This is a genomic window from Enterobacter cloacae complex sp. HYC042_NIDB (assembly GCF_056673315.1).
Map to the genome: position 1 here is coordinate 4,258,039 of NZ_CP109650.1, position 13,872 is coordinate 4,271,910.

Below are 13,872 nucleotides of genomic sequence, written 5' to 3' on the forward strand. Positions count from 1 at the left end.
TTTATGACTTTGATCGTTTTTTTATTTCATAACCATCACAATGGATAGGTAGAGACTATTAATTCCGCCCCATCGATCGTTACCAGACCACCAGAACAGGGTTTTGCAAAATAGCATCGGGAAAAACTGACTTAGGCAGGGATAAATAACTGAGACATTTTATTTAGTTATTTAATATCTCATTAACAATAAAAAACATTAATAGTCACAACCACAAATAAAAAAGCCGTTTATTCCTTACGGTATAAACGACTTTTCCGGAACATTACTGGCTCAATGGAGCACCGTCACCGCATCCTTAAGACGCCCGGCGCGGTGTTTCACCATGGCAGAGATATGCGCGCTCTCCTCGACCAGGTCGGCATTTTTTTGCGTAATGCTGTCCAGTTCCGCCACCGCGCGGGTTAGCTCTGACAACCCGGTCGCCTGTTCGGACGTCGAGTGGCTGATCTGCGCGATGAGCTGCGTGACGTTTTTCACCTGCTCGACAATGTCATCCATCGTGCGGCCTGCGGCGTGCACCTGCTCGGAGCCGGACTGTACCCTGCTGGCGCTGGCATCAATCAGCTTGCGGATATCGTTAGCCGCATTCGCGCTGCGGCTGGCAAGGTGGCGAACTTCCCCCGCGACCACGGCAAAGCCTTTCCCCTGCTCGCCGGCTCTTGCCGCTTCAACGGCCGCATTCAGCGCCAGGATATTGGTCTGGAAAGCGATGTCGTTAATCAGGGAGGTAATCGAGCCGATGCGCTGCGTGCTATCGGCGATGTCATCCATCGTTTTCACCACGGTCTGCATCGCGTTGCCGCCTTTCGTCGCCGCGCTGCTCGCGGCGACGGAGAGTTTGTCCACTTCGGCGGCGGTTTCTGAGTTGCTCTGAACGGAAGCGGCCATCTGGTTCATCGTTGCGACGGTCTGCTGCACGTTCGCCACGGTCTGACGCGTACGATCGTTCAGCGCTTCGTTCCCCTGCGCCAGCCTGTCGCTGCCGTCACGGACGCTCATCACCTGGCTTGAGACGTCATTGATGAGCCAGCGGCACATCAGCCCCAACTGTCCTACCGCGCGCAGGGTTAACCCCAGCTCGTCGCTGCGGTTCAGATGCTGCACGCTGTTGCGCTCGCCGGTCGCCACCTTCAGCGCCTGATGCGCGACGTTTTCGATCGGGCGGACAATCTGTTGCTCAAACAGCAGCGTTCCCAGTAGCGTTATCACGGCGGCCGCTGCGAGCGGCACCCAGCCTGCGGAGGTGGTCACCAGGGTAGCGGCAAGCGCGGCAAAGAGCGCCGCCATCACGCTGCGTACGCGCCAGCGTAGCGGCATGGAAGGAAGTTTACCCAACCAGCCCTTACGCACCACCAGTCCTTTTTGGATGCGTTTTTTACAGCTCCCGTTATTCAGCGCCCGGTAGAGCGGCTCTACGGCAGCGATCTCTTCCTCCGTGGCTTTGGTGCGGATCGACATATACCCCGTCACCTGCCCATTCCGCACCATCGGTACCGCATTCGCACGCACCCAGTAATGATCGCCATTTTTACGTCGATTTTTGACAATGCCGCTCCACGGCTCACCCTGCTGCAGGGTGTACCACATATCGGCAAACGCCGCTTTTGGCATGTCGGGATGACGCACCAGATTGTGCGGCTGGCCCATCAGCTCATCAAGCTGATAGCCGCTCACCTGCACAAAGGTGTCGTTTGCATGGGTCATATAGCTGTGGACGTCGGTGGTCGACATTAAGGTGGTGTCATCGTCCAGAGGATAATTATTCTGGGTGACACAGGAAGGAGAAGACATGACGGGCATTCCTTGCAGGTTATTCGAATGTTAATTTTGTGGTTTATTATTTTTTCGGCGGTAAACAATTTATCTTTAGTTGTTAAACTTGATGGAGATCGCAGATTTCACTTAAACCGCACTTTTTGTGAGATTTTATAATTCATTGATTCCAAATACTTTCACAAAGAAATTACCTATAAAGCATGACCTGTTAACGCCCACTTAAGCCGCAAGCCATGCACTCCTTTAGTGCAATTGCCTTTTTGTGCACCTGAGAATGCGGGTTGCCCTGTCCCCCTAAATCCCGTTTCGATTGCTCCGGCATGATTAAATATTGCGCAACATAATTTTAACCTGGCGTTTATCCCGATTTTCGTTAAGTCATCTGAAGTGGCGTAATCCCTGCAATACTTAACTCAGTATCATGTGATACGCGATCCCCGGGAGCATATTTTGAACAGGTTACCTTCCAGCGCCTCGGCTCTTGCCTGTACCGCGCACGCACTGAATCTCATTGAGAAGCGAACGCTCGATCATGAGGAGATGAAACAACTTAACCGAGAGGTCATCGATTATTTTAAAGAGCATGTGAATCCTGGTTTTCTGGAGTATCGCAAATCTGTTACCGCCGGCGGGGATTACGGAGCCGTAGAGTGGCAAGCGGGAAGTCTCAACACGCTTGTCGACACCCAGGGACAGGAGTTTATAGATTGCCTGGGTGGTTTCGGTATCTTTAACGTGGGGCACCGTAATCCAGTAGTGGTTTCCGCCGTACAGAATCAACTTGCGAAACAACCTCTCCATAGTCAGGAACTGCTCGACCCGCTTCGCGCCATGCTCGCGAAAACGCTGGCGGCCTTAACGCCCGGCAAGCTGAAATACAGCTTCTTCAGCAACAGCGGCACCGAGTCGGTCGAGGCGGCGATCAAGCTCGCCAAGGCGTACCAGTCGCCACGCGGGAAATTCACCTTTATCGCCACCAGCGGCGCGTTCCACGGGAAATCCCTGGGGGCACTGTCTGCGACCGCCAAATCCACCTTCCGTAAACCGTTTATGCCGCTGCTGCCGGGCTTCCGCCACGTGCCGTTTGGCGACATTAACGCCATGCGCACCGTGCTAAGCGAATGCCGTAAAACCGGCGATGACGTGGCGGCGGTGATCCTCGAGCCGATTCAGGGTGAAGGCGGCGTGATTTTGCCTCCACAGGGCTACCTGCCTGCCGTGCGTCAGCTGTGCGATGAGTTTGGCGCGCTGCTGATCCTCGACGAAGTGCAGACCGGGATGGGGCGCACCGGCAGGATGTTTGCCTGCGAGCACGAGAACGTTCAGCCGGACATACTGTGTCTTGCGAAGGCGCTCGGCGGCGGCGTGATGCCGATTGGTGCAACGGTTGCCACCGAGGAGGTGTTCTCGGTGCTGTTCGACAATCCGTTCCTGCACACCACTACCTTTGGCGGTAACCCGCTGGCCTGTGCGGCGGCGCTGGCCACCATCAACGTGCTGCTGGAGCAAAACCTGCCTGCGCAGGCGGAGCAGAAAGGCGACATGCTGCTGGACGGCTTCCGCCAGTTGGGGCGTGAGTACCCGGATCTGGTGCAGGAGGCGCGCGGCAAAGGGATGCTGATGGCAATCGAGTTTGTCGACAATGAAATCGGCTACAGCTTCGCCAGCGAGATGTTCCGCCAGCGGGTGCTGGTAGCCGGCACGCTCAACAACTCGAAAACCATCCGCGTGGAACCACCGCTGACGCTGACCATTGAGCAGTGTGAGCAGGTGCTGAAAGCGGCGCGCAAGGCGCTGGCAGCGCTGCGGGTAAGAGTAGAAGAAGTATGATTTAATCCCTCCTCTTATGGAGGAGGGAGTTATATCCACTCTAATTTCATTTCAATTTGTAATTAAACATGGCATATTGAAAATCACTCTTACATTGCCCTAAAGAACAATTCCCGTTTTAAATTAATATTTAATTTTAATAAAAGGATAGCGTTCAATAACAATGCAGAAATATCACTCTCGGCGATTGCATCTTACTGAATCAGGCTAAATAGCGCATCAAACATACCCTCCCATTCTAAAAACTAATAAATTTATAATTAAAACCCATTTAAGAATTTCTAAGCAAAAATCAACCAGCAATAGATTGATATAATATGTCTCGCCTCATAAAATACGCTTTCGGAACATCACGAGAATGTGCAAAACACAGCGTACTGTATGATTCTGTATATTCATGATTTTTAATCTGAATAGTCTTGTATTAAGTCACCTTTAATTTTGTTTCAACTTGACAGAAAACTGTTTATTTAAAAGGATTTGTATGAAAAAGCATGTTTTAGCAATGGTTGTTGCTGCATCTATGGCAAGCGGCGTGATGATGAACGCACAGGCAGACACCACCACAGTAAGCGGCGGTACCGTTAATTTCGTCGGTCAGGTTGTTAACGCTGCCTGTTCAGTTGCTGCCGATTCTGTTGACCAGACCGTTATCCTGAGCCAGGTTCGTACCGTGAAGCTGACTCAAAGCGGAATGCTGGCGAATCAGAAAGAAGATTTCAACATTAAACTGGAAGATTGCGACACCACTGTCAGCCAGAACGCAGCGGTTATTTTCAACGCGCAGCAGGATGCAACTCAGCCGGGCGCTATGGCGAATACCGCAGGTGCAGGTTCCGCACAGAACGTGGCTCTGCAGCTGTTTGGACCGGACGGTAAAAACCTGGATCTGGGTACCACCTCTTCTGCAATCGGCCTGATCAACGGTGAAAACATTATCCCACTGAGCGTTGACTACATCGCTACAGGCGCAGCAACACCAGGTAACGTAGCATCCACCGCTACCTTCCAGATGGTTTATTCCTAATCGAATTAGGATGCTGTCATCCCTCCTTCGTACGCCTGTACGAAGGAGGGATTTTTAATATAACCGACCGTTTTATATAGATTAAATACATAGGCTTAAACGGCATGTTTTATTCTATGTATTTGATTATGTATTCAATGAAGTGATATATAAATGAAACGAATTAATACTGTATCTTTGATAACGAAGCTGATTACGCATTCTTTTTTATTCGCAGCTACGGTGCTGACTACGGCTCACGCTGGGGGGATAGGCCTGGGCGCAACGCGTATTATTTACCCTCAGGGTGATAAACAGATTTCGTTACCTATTACGAACTCGTCTCAAAGCAATGCTTTCCTGGTGCAATCGTGGGTTGCGAACGCCGATCAATCGAAGTCCACGGACTTTATTGTTACGCCTCCACTTTTTGTTATGCATCCTAAAAAAGAAAACACCATCCGGATTATGTACGCTGGCCCAGATTTGCCGAAAGACAGAGAAAGCGTTTTTTATTTCAACAGCAAAGCTATCCCCGCCGTGGATAAAAGTAAGTTGCAGGGAAATACATTGCAGATTGCGACGCAGAGCGTCATTAAGCTTTTTATTCGCCCAAAAAAATTGCCTACCCCGTCAATTGACGCGCCAAAGGCGCTGCGCTGCACGGTCAGTAACGGCAAGTTGACCATCAAAAACGCGTCGCCTTATTACGTGTCGCTGGTGCAATTCAAAGCGGGAAACGCAAAGTTAACCAATAACATGGTTCCGCCAATGAACAGCCTGGTCGTTGATCTACCTGCCGGTAGCGGGAGCCAGGTGACGTTCCAGACCGTTAACGATTTCGGTGCTACCACCCCTGTTCAGACATGCCCTGGAGCATAATTTTCCCGGAAAAATACCGAACATAGCGCGTTGAAGCAGGCAGAGAAAAATGAAGTTTCGCAAGTATCAGACAAGGATAGTCAATCATCGTTTGGCCCCTCTCACGCTGGCCATGCTCGGCGCATTCGCATCCGTTAATGCGGATGCGGGCTATTATTTCAACCCTGCCTTTCTTTCAAGCGATCCTGCGGCGGTTGCTGATTTATCACGTTTTAGTAATGCTGGTCAGGCGCCAGGGGTCTATCGCGTGGACGTATGGCTGAATGACAATTTTTTAGCCACGCGCGACGTCACGTTTAACGTGCGCAAAAATTCAACACCTACGGATGACGATACGGGGCTGACGCCCTGCCTATCGCGTAAGTCACTTGATGCGATGGGGGTAAATGTCGATGTCTTACCCGGTCTTAAGGACGAAAAAGCGGGCAACTGTGTCGACTTGCCGGCAGCCATTCCCGCTGCCGCCACATTTTTTGATTTTGAACACCAGCGCCTGAATATCAGTATTCCGCAAGCGGCGCTGCGTAATAACGCGCGCGGGTACATTCCCCCTGAGCAATGGGACGAAGGCATTAACGCCCTGATGCTGAATTATGACTTTTCGGGTTCGCATAGTCACAATAGCGGTGATTACGGTTCGACGACAGACAACTATTTTCTGGGACTTAACAGTGGATTAAACCTGGGGCCGTGGCGGCTGCGGGATTTCTCTACATGGAGCTACAACAGCAGCGGCTCAGAGACCTACACCAACTGGGAACACATTAAAACCTATGTTGAACGTGCCGTTATCCCGCTAAAAAGCAAGCTAACAATCGGCGAGAACTATACCACTTCGGATGTCTTCGACAGCCTGCCATTCCGCGGGGTGCAGATCAATTCTGATGACAACATGCTGCCTGATAGTATGAAAGGTTTTGCGCCAACCATTCATGGGATCGCTAAATCCAACGCCCAGGTCACCATCAAACAAAACGGTTACACCATTTATCAAAGCTATGTGCCGCCCGGGGCGTTTGCCATTAACGATCTGTACCCCACCTCCTCCAGCGGTGACCTGAATGTAGAGGTCAAAGAATCTGACGGAACGATCAGCAGCTACTCTGTGCCCTATTCCGCGGTACCGGTTTTACAGCGTGAAGGCACCGTAAAATATGCCGCCACTGCGGCCCGCTATCGCAGTAACAGCGATCAGCAGGAGGACACAAATTTTGTCCAGGGAACGCTTATCTGGGGGTTACCAAAAGGATTCACCGTCTACGGTGGTACGCAGCTGACGGAAAAATACTCTGCCTTTGCGTTGGGTACCGGGGTGAACCTGGGGAATTTTGGCGCCGTATCGGCCGATCTCACCTCCGCACAAAGCGAACTGAGCGACGGTAGCTCACATAACGGGCAGTCAATACGTTTCTTATATGCAAAATCGTTGAACGGCATGGGCACCAATTTCCAGCTGTTAGGCTATCGCTATTCCACATCCGGTTTTTATACCCTGGATGAAACCACCTATAAGCAAATGAAAGGTTATGTGGGCCAGGACGATCCCAACGACCACACCGACGACAATCAGCCCGTGTGGACCGATTATTACAATCTGTACTACACCAAACGCGGCAAGCTGCAGGCCAATATTTCCCAACAGCTGGGCACTGCCGGGTCGATTTTCCTCAACGGCAGCCAGCAAACGTACTGGCATACCGACGAAAAAAATACGCTTATTCAGCTAGGTTATAGCGGAACGGTTGCGGGCGTAACCTATAACCTGACCTACAACTACAATAAATCCCCTGGCATGAGTGAAAGCGATCGTATTTATTCTTTAACGCTCTCCTTCCCGCTCAATCTGTGGCTTCATCCAGGTGGAGATGTGACCAAACGTTTAAACAGCATTTACGCCACATACGGCATGAGCACCGATAACGACGGCAGGGTCAATAATACTGCCGGCATCAACGGAACGCTGCTTGAAGACAATAACCTCAGCTACAGCGTTCAGCAGGGATATCAGAACCAACATACCGGTGCCAGTGGAAGCATCAGCACGGAATATGATAGCGCCTACGGTAATGCGAGCCTGGGGTACAACTACAGTAACAATGGTGATTATCAACAGATCAACTACGGCCTCAGCGGCGGTATCGTCGCGCATCGCAACGGCATCACCTTAAGCCAGCCGTTGGGGGATACCAATGTCCTGATCGCCGCGCCCGGCGCAAGCAACGTTAAGGTCGAAGACGGCCCAGGGATCCATACCGACTGGCGTGGTTATGCGATTGTGCCGTATGCCAGCGCATACCACCGTAACCGCATGGCGCTGAACACCAACTCGCTCAGCGACGATCTGGACATTGACGAGGCTGTAACCCACGTTGTTCCAACCCAGGGCGCCCTGGTTCGCGCCACCTTTAAGGCGCGCTCAGGAACGCGCGCGATGATTGCACTTATGCATAACGGGCGCCCTGTGCCCTTTGGCGCGGTTGTTACGCGCAGCGATGAAGGTGGGGACACCATCGTAGGCGATAACGGCGAAGCGTATCTGTCTGGGCTGGGCGAGACAGGGAGTCTGACAGCGCAATGGGGCGACACAGATGATAAAAAATGTGTTGCCGTTTACAAGCTAAGTGAAACAAAGCAGTCCCTCGTGCGTTTAAAAGCGGAGTGCCGATAAGTGAAAGTACGCATTATTTTTTTATTACTCAGCCTTACGGCTTCTACGCAAAGTCTGGCAGCGGTCTGTCATAACTTTGATCACAGCATTACGAATGTGAATTACGATCTGACGGCCACGCTGACAAAAGAACAAAACCAGCTGGGGCAGGCAGTAGAACTGGTTAAATCACAGGATGTGGGCGTAAACGCCATATGTGACTATCATCCAGATGGCGATTCTCGTACCTATCGCTCATACAGGAATACCTACCCGGTGATTTTCACGGAAGACCAGTGGCAGTATATGAATCTTGACCCGATCTATATTGCAGGGGCAATGCGGATAACCGATTCCGAAATTGGTGAATATTTTCCGCCTGGAGACTATATCCATATGGGTAAAGATTACAGGGTGGATAAAGAGGATATGAACATACCTTTCCCGGTATATGACTCCAACCTGGTATTCCGGTTAAAAATTATCAAACCTTTTATCGGCACGGTCATTATCCCCAGTAAAGTGATGTTTAATGTTTATATCACCACCGAAAATACCGACCCGTTGAATGATATTGTTTATCAAATAACATACAGCGGCGCGGTCACGGTGCCGCAAAACTGCATCATTAATGCGGGACAAATCATTACGGTTGACCTGGGAAAACTCAACAGTGCTTCATTCACGAAAGCGGGTGAGAAACCTTCTAATGCGCCGGTAAAAACCTTTAATGTTCCCATCGAGTGTAATGCGGACGTGATTTCGCCTGCGCATCTTACGCTTCGACTGGTCGCCAACGCAGACAGCAACGTCGGCCAGGCGATCGCTACGGATAATAAAGATGTCGGCGTGGTGGTAACCAACGAAAATGGCACCGTCATGATACCTAACGACGCCTCCAGCACCGCTGATTTTATTACTGATAGTTCGGGCCATGCTGATGTCACGTTAAAAACCTACCCCATCAGCACGACAGGGAAGGCCCCGGCAGAAGGTCTGTTTACTGCGTTGGCCTGTTTACGTATCGATTTTGCGTAAGGGTGAAAAATGAGAGTCTTGTATTTTGTCGCCCTGGCGACACTGTTCTCTGGCATAGCAACAACGTACGCCGATGAGGGTTTTACAGTTAACCTCCAGATATACGGCACAATTATCGGCGAATCGTGTGAAGTTGATGTGAACAGTAAAGAACAAACGGTTGATTTAGGCGCATTCGATATATCTGAATTTCCCGCAACCGGAACAACGACGCCGGAAAAAGCGTTCACGATCGATCTTAAAAATTGTTCACGCGCCATTCAGGGGACAAAAATCTGGTTCAGCGGTATGCCGGATACCAATAATTCGGACCTGCTGGCGCTCAGCGACACGGGTAAAGGAACGGCTGGCGAAATGGCGACGGGCGTTGGCGTAGAGCTTCTCAATGCCGGAATGAATCCGATTAAAATAAATAATACGGAATCCGAAATTTATCCCTTAAAGCAGGGAGATAATAGCCTGACGTTTAATTTACGGTACAAATCGACCCTGCCCGAGGTTACGACAGGGAATGCTACGGCCATCATGTATTTTGATCTGCTCTATCAGTAGGATGCGGAAATGAAAAAGTTTTTCACAATAATATTCACCGCGCTTTTTCTGGTGCCATTTTTTTCAGCGCGTACACTGGCGCACGACGGTACAATTTATATCACTGGCGTGATCCATAAAAAGACGTGCAGTATCGCGCCTGATTCTCAGAACCTGACCGTCACAATGGACAGCGTGCAAAGTAAATATTTCACCCAGTCAGGTATGGGCGCTGATTATCATCCGTTTGCTATTAATGTGGAAAACTGTGCCGGAACAGAAGGCTCAGTCAGTATTACCTTTGACGGCACACCCGATACAGCAAACCCGGATTTACTGACGCTCATCGGCGGTGAAGGCTATGCAACCGGTATCGGCGTAGGAATTTACAACCAGGACAAGTCGCTCATCTCTATGGGAAGTAAAAGCCAGAAGACGATGATTATTCCTAATCAAAGCGACGCGACTCTCCAGTTTTACGCCCGCTATGTTGCCACCGCAAACAAGGTCACCACGGGAACGGCAAATGCGACGACAACCTTTATTCTCAATTATGCGTAAGTGTGTTTATCCGGCGAAGATCCTGCTTCTCTTTTTTCTCTCCACCATCATGCTTCAGGCGCAAGCTGGCGTGGTGATCGGCGGAACGCGGTTTGTCTATCCGGAACGTGAGAAATCGATCAGCTTTTCCGTGCGTAACCCTTCTGACGAATCGTATCTGATCTACACCAAAGTCGAGCCGGGTGGCCTGTGGACTGGGGCGGATGCCCCACATGGGGTTCAATCCGCATTTGTGGCCACGCCGCAGCTGTTCTCATTGCGTCCGCAACGCGAAAACACGATTCGGCTGATATTTACGGGAGGAAAGTTACCCGAGAACCGGGAAACGCTGTTCACATTAAACGTTGCGGCGATCCCTTCCGCTAACCCGCACACCACGGGTGTGCAAACGGCGGTACGTTCACGCTTTAAACTTTTTTATCGGCCCACCGGGCTCACCGGCAATCCTGATGATGCTTATCAGGCCTTACGCTGGTCACGAAACAAAAATAACGTCGTTGTGAATAATCCGACGCCTTACTACATCACGCTTTATCAGCTCAGCCTCGGCGGTAAGCGCATCGCTGATGGCGGCCTTGTCGCCCCTTTTAGCGAGCGAGCGCTCGAGGGTTGTCCAGACCCAGGGGTATGCCAGGTGCGCTGGCAAGCGATTAATGACTATGGACGCATTATGCCTGTTCGTACACAGGCACTGGCGTCCTAGTCCCGTCTCTCTCTTTTACGGAATAACATCAATGGAAGTTTCAACCTCCCTTCGTCGCCTTTCGCTTCTGCTGGCCGCGACCTTGACTTTCTCAGCCGCAGCGCAGGCAGAGCAAGCGACGCCACAGCAGATTGAACAAACAGGAAAAGCCGCCGAAGCGTATTTCGCCGCCCATCCTGAAAAAATGGGTGAAATTGTTTCTACCTATCTCGCTGAACATCCTGAGTTTTTAGTTGCGGCAGGGGAAAGCCTTCGCCAGCGTCAGGAGATAGCGCAGCAACAGGCCATGGTGCAAAATGTCATCCTCCATCGCGAGCAGCTGCTTGCTGGCGGCGATCCTGTTGTCGGGCCCGCCAACGCAAAAGTCGCCGTGGTGTCTTTTGTGGATGAGCAATGCGTGAACTGCAACGTCACAGAAACGCTTATCCATGCCAACCCGGATATCCGTTTTATCTTTAAAAAATTGCCTTCGGCCGGGTCGGCAAACAAAGTGTTACAGGACAATGTGAAGCTCGTGAAGCAGATCGGTTTTGCCAACGCGCCGGCGTTTGTGGTTTTACCTCAGGAAAAAGATCCGGTCATTCAGCGCATTAGCGTGATGTCAGGAAACGTCTCTTCCGATGCATTAATCATGGCGATCCAGAAAGCCAAAGGATAAGCCAGGATGCCCGATGACGCGCATGAGTGCGTCATCGGGCATCGAATTACTCCGGCAACAGCCCCACAAAACTGCGTTTCTTACGCGGCTCCGACATCAGCTCCTCAAGCTTATCCACGCACGCCAGATAGTGCGGGGTTTGCTTATGCGCCAGCACCGCCGCTTCGTCTTTGTAGGCCTCGTAGATAAAGAACCGGGTTTTCACCCTCGGGTCCTGCAACACGTCAAAGCGCAGGTTTCCCGGCTCCCTGATGGCCCCCTCATGGTTGGCGCGAAACACCTCCAGGAACTCGTCCACCCGCTCGGGCTTGATGTTAATCTCAACCAGCGTCACGTTCATTTTGCTTCTCCCTGTTTCTCTTCCTGCCAGAACTGGAACGCCTCCCGGGCGCTCACGTTCTCGTGAACCACTTTTTTCACCGCTTTCAGCATGGCGAGCGGCGCGCTGGACTGGAAGATATTGCGCCCCATGTCCACGCCGGACGCCCCCTGATCAATCGCCCGCCAGCACATCTCCAGCGCCTCGAGCTCCGGCAGCTTTTTGCCCCCGGCGATGACGATCGGCACCGGGCAGCTGGCGGTCACTTTTTCAAAGCCCTCGTCCACGTAGTAGGTTTTGACGAACTGCGCCCCCATTTCGGCGGCGATGCGGCTGGCGAGCGAGAAGTAGCGCGCGTCGCGGGCCATCTCCTTGCCGACGCCCGTCACCGCCAGAGTCGGCATGCCGTAGCGTGCGCCCGCGTCCACCAGCTTAATGATGTTGTTAATCGACTGATGCTCAAACGGGCTTCCGATGTACACCTGCGCCGCCACCGCGCAGACGTTCAGGCGCAGGGCATCCTCCATCGCCACCGCCACGCACTCGTTCGACAGCTCGCCCAGAATCGAGTTACCGCCGGAAGCGCGCAGCACCACCGGTTTGTTTGTCGCGGCGGGCACCTGGCTTCGCAGAATGCCACGGGTACACATCAGCACGTCGGTTTCGCCAAACAGCGGGGAGATGGAGAGATCGATACGCTCAAGGCCGGTGGTCGGCCCCTGAAAGTAGCCGTGGTCAAAGGCCAGCATCACCGTGCGGTTGCTCTGCGGGTTAAAGATACGCGCCAGACGGGACTGCATGCCCCAGTCCAGCGAGCCGCAGCCCTTCAGCGTGAACGGCACATTCTGCTGCGGCGTGCCGATGCCAAAATCCTTGCCGTCTTTGATGTCGTCTAAATCAGCCATTTGCTCCCCCGTCAGAAATCGTATTTGCTGATGTTTTCTTTGGTGAACACCACCCGCTCCGGCAGCAGCACGATGCCGTTGCCCTTCGCCTCATACTGATAGCCCTGCACGCTGTTCGGCTCCACCTTCAGCGCGCCGATATCTTTTACGTCCACGCTGTCGCCAGGGTTAAGATCGCCTTTTTTCAGCAGACGATCGGCGACATTGACCGCAATTTTGCCCTGTTGTACGACATCCCACAGGCCGAAGGCTTTCACCGTCCCGCGCTCAACGTACGGACGCATGACGTTCGGCGTGCTGAAGCCGACAATCGCCACCCCTTCCCGCTTCAGGTTTTCCGCCGCCTGCGCCGCCGCCGGCAGGGCGTTGGCGTCCGGCGCAATGATCGCGTCCAGATCCGGATACGCTTTTAAGATCCCCTCGGCGGTCTGCAGAGATTTGGTTGCGTCGTTATAGCCAAACTGGGTGGTCACGATCTGCCACTGGGGGTGATCTTTCTCGATTTTGGCCTTCGCCTCTTTCACCCACTGGTTCTGGTCGGTGACGGTGGGGCTGGAGTAGAAGAACGCCACTTTGGCATTCGGTTTGGTGACCTGCTTGCCCGCCATCTCTACCAGCAGGCCGCCGAGCTGTTCCGGCGTCCCCTGGTTGATATAAATGCTGCGGCACTCCGGTTTGGTGTCGGAATCCCAGGTCAGCACCTTCACGCCGCGCTGCATCGCGCGCTTCAGCGCCGGGCAGAGACCGTCCGGCGACACGGCGGAGACGATAATGGCGTTATAGCCCTGGTTGACGAAGTTGTTGATGAGCTGCACCTGGCCGGAAACGCTCGGCTCTGTCGGGCCGTCGTAGGTCACGTCCACGCCAAGATCTTTCCCCGCCTCTTTCGCGCCGTTGCCGCCGCTGGTGAAGAAACCCACGCCCACCAGCTTGGGGATAAAGGCAATGCGGTCCGCCGCCTGCGCCGAAGCGAAGCTGAGGGCCATTGCCAGGACGAGCAGTTTTGTTTTCAT

General features: G+C 52.5%; 13 protein-coding genes. 9 read left to right on the forward strand and 4 right to left on the reverse strand.

From position 1 onward, the window contains the following. Positions 1 to 273 precede the first annotated feature (273 nt). Complete coding sequence (locus OKF39_RS20335; protein WP_063943009.1) at positions 274 to 1,794, reverse strand: methyl-accepting chemotaxis protein; 1,521 nt, start codon at positions 1,792 to 1,794, stop codon at positions 274 to 276. Positions 1,795 to 2,229: 435 nt separating this feature from the next. On the opposite strand from OKF39_RS20335, the gene ygjG reads away from it, so the two are divergent. The 9 genes from ygjG to OKF39_RS20380 all read left to right on the forward strand — a co-directional run bounded on the left by ygjG (position 2,230) and on the right by OKF39_RS20380 (position 11,635). Then, positions 2,230 to 3,609 carry a putrescine aminotransferase gene (ygjG, locus tag OKF39_RS20340; RefSeq protein WP_236298741.1) on the forward strand — a complete coding sequence of 460 codons (1,380 nt, stop codon included), beginning with the start codon at positions 2,230 to 2,232 and terminating at the stop codon, positions 3,607 to 3,609. Positions 3,610 to 4,093: 484 nt separating this feature from the next. Continuing rightward, positions 4,094 to 4,636: a fimbrial protein BcfA gene (locus OKF39_RS20345; RefSeq protein WP_028014482.1), complete on the forward strand. Its 543-nt coding sequence runs from the start codon at positions 4,094 to 4,096 to the stop codon at positions 4,634 to 4,636. A gap of 153 nt (positions 4,637 to 4,789) precedes the next feature. Next, a complete protein-coding gene (locus OKF39_RS20350) occupies positions 4,790 to 5,497 on the forward strand; it encodes a fimbria/pilus periplasmic chaperone (RefSeq protein ID WP_028014483.1) in 708 nt (235 codons plus the stop codon). 49 nt (positions 5,498 to 5,546) lie between these two features. Continuing rightward, complete coding sequence (locus tag OKF39_RS20355; RefSeq protein WP_479983306.1) at positions 5,547 to 8,165, forward strand: fimbrial biogenesis usher protein; 2,619 nt, start codon at positions 5,547 to 5,549, stop codon at positions 8,163 to 8,165. Next, positions 8,166 to 9,182: a fimbrial protein gene (locus OKF39_RS20360; protein WP_248038164.1), complete on the forward strand. Its 1,017-nt coding sequence runs from the start codon at positions 8,166 to 8,168 to the stop codon at positions 9,180 to 9,182. Positions 9,183 to 9,191: 9 nt separating this feature from the next. Then, positions 9,192 to 9,734 (forward strand): fimbrial protein, encoded by a 543-nt coding sequence (locus OKF39_RS20365; RefSeq protein ID WP_048960488.1) that lies wholly within the window; start codon positions 9,192 to 9,194, stop codon positions 9,732 to 9,734. Positions 9,735 to 9,743: 9 nt separating this feature from the next. After that, positions 9,744 to 10,274 carry a fimbrial protein gene (locus OKF39_RS20370; protein ID WP_028014487.1) on the forward strand — a complete coding sequence of 177 codons (531 nt, stop codon included), beginning with the start codon at positions 9,744 to 9,746 and terminating at the stop codon, positions 10,272 to 10,274. Then, positions 10,240 to 10,977, forward strand: coding sequence for a fimbrial biogenesis chaperone (locus OKF39_RS20375; protein WP_074171846.1), 738 nt, complete (start codon positions 10,240 to 10,242; stop codon positions 10,975 to 10,977). The genes OKF39_RS20370 and OKF39_RS20375 overlap by 35 nt, the downstream gene beginning before the upstream one ends. Before the next feature lie 31 nt (positions 10,978 to 11,008). Beyond that, positions 11,009 to 11,635, forward strand: a complete 627-nt coding sequence (locus tag OKF39_RS20380; protein WP_049137050.1) for a thioredoxin domain-containing protein — start codon at positions 11,009 to 11,011, stop codon at positions 11,633 to 11,635. A gap of 46 nt (positions 11,636 to 11,681) precedes the next feature. Here OKF39_RS20380 and lsrG read toward each other — a convergent pair whose 3' ends face one another. From lsrG to lsrB, 3 genes are read right to left on the reverse strand one after another with little or no spacing between them, the layout of a single operon-like run. Further along, entirely contained in the window at positions 11,682 to 11,975 is a 294-nt protein-coding gene (lsrG, locus tag OKF39_RS20385) for a (4S)-4-hydroxy-5-phosphonooxypentane-2,3-dione isomerase (RefSeq protein WP_028014490.1), read from the reverse strand. After that, complete coding sequence (lsrF, locus tag OKF39_RS20390; RefSeq protein ID WP_479983307.1) at positions 11,972 to 12,859, reverse strand: 3-hydroxy-5-phosphonooxypentane-2,4-dione thiolase; 888 nt, start codon at positions 12,857 to 12,859, stop codon at positions 11,972 to 11,974. The genes lsrG and lsrF overlap by 4 nt, the downstream gene beginning before the upstream one ends. A gap of 11 nt (positions 12,860 to 12,870) precedes the next feature. After that, positions 12,871 to 13,872 (reverse strand): autoinducer 2 ABC transporter substrate-binding protein LsrB, encoded by a 1,002-nt coding sequence (lsrB, locus tag OKF39_RS20395; RefSeq protein ID WP_088204301.1) that lies wholly within the window; start codon positions 13,870 to 13,872, stop codon positions 12,871 to 12,873.

What these genes read in the sequence shown, in the direction of transcription:
- OKF39_RS20335 (WP_063943009.1), bottom strand. Translation starts at nt 1,794, where the DNA reads ATGTCTTCTCCTTCCTGTGTCACCCAGAATAATTATCCTCTGGACGAT.
- OKF39_RS20345 (WP_028014482.1), top strand. Translation starts at nt 4,094, where the DNA reads ATGAAAAAGCATGTTTTAGCAATGGTTGTTGCTGCATCTATGGCAAGC.
- OKF39_RS20350 (WP_028014483.1), top strand. Translation starts at nt 4,790, where the DNA reads ATGAAACGAATTAATACTGTATCTTTGATAACGAAGCTGATTACGCAT.
- OKF39_RS20355 (WP_479983306.1), top strand. Translation starts at nt 5,547, where the DNA reads ATGAAGTTTCGCAAGTATCAGACAAGGATAGTCAATCATCGTTTGGCC.
- OKF39_RS20365 (WP_048960488.1), top strand. Translation starts at nt 9,192, where the DNA reads ATGAGAGTCTTGTATTTTGTCGCCCTGGCGACACTGTTCTCTGGCATA.
- OKF39_RS20370 (WP_028014487.1), top strand. Translation starts at nt 9,744, where the DNA reads ATGAAAAAGTTTTTCACAATAATATTCACCGCGCTTTTTCTGGTGCCA.
- OKF39_RS20375 (WP_074171846.1), top strand. Translation starts at nt 10,240, where the DNA reads ATGCGACGACAACCTTTATTCTCAATTATGCGTAAGTGTGTTTATCCG.
- OKF39_RS20380 (WP_049137050.1), top strand. Translation starts at nt 11,009, where the DNA reads ATGGAAGTTTCAACCTCCCTTCGTCGCCTTTCGCTTCTGCTGGCCGCG.
- lsrG (WP_028014490.1), bottom strand. Translation starts at nt 11,975, where the DNA reads ATGAACGTGACGCTGGTTGAGATTAACATCAAGCCCGAGCGGGTGGAC.
- lsrF (WP_479983307.1), bottom strand. Translation starts at nt 12,859, where the DNA reads ATGGCTGATTTAGACGACATCAAAGACGGCAAGGATTTTGGCATCGGC.
- lsrB (WP_088204301.1), bottom strand. Translation starts at nt 13,872, where the DNA reads ATGAAAACAAAACTGCTCGTCCTGGCAATGGCCCTCAGCTTCGCTTCG.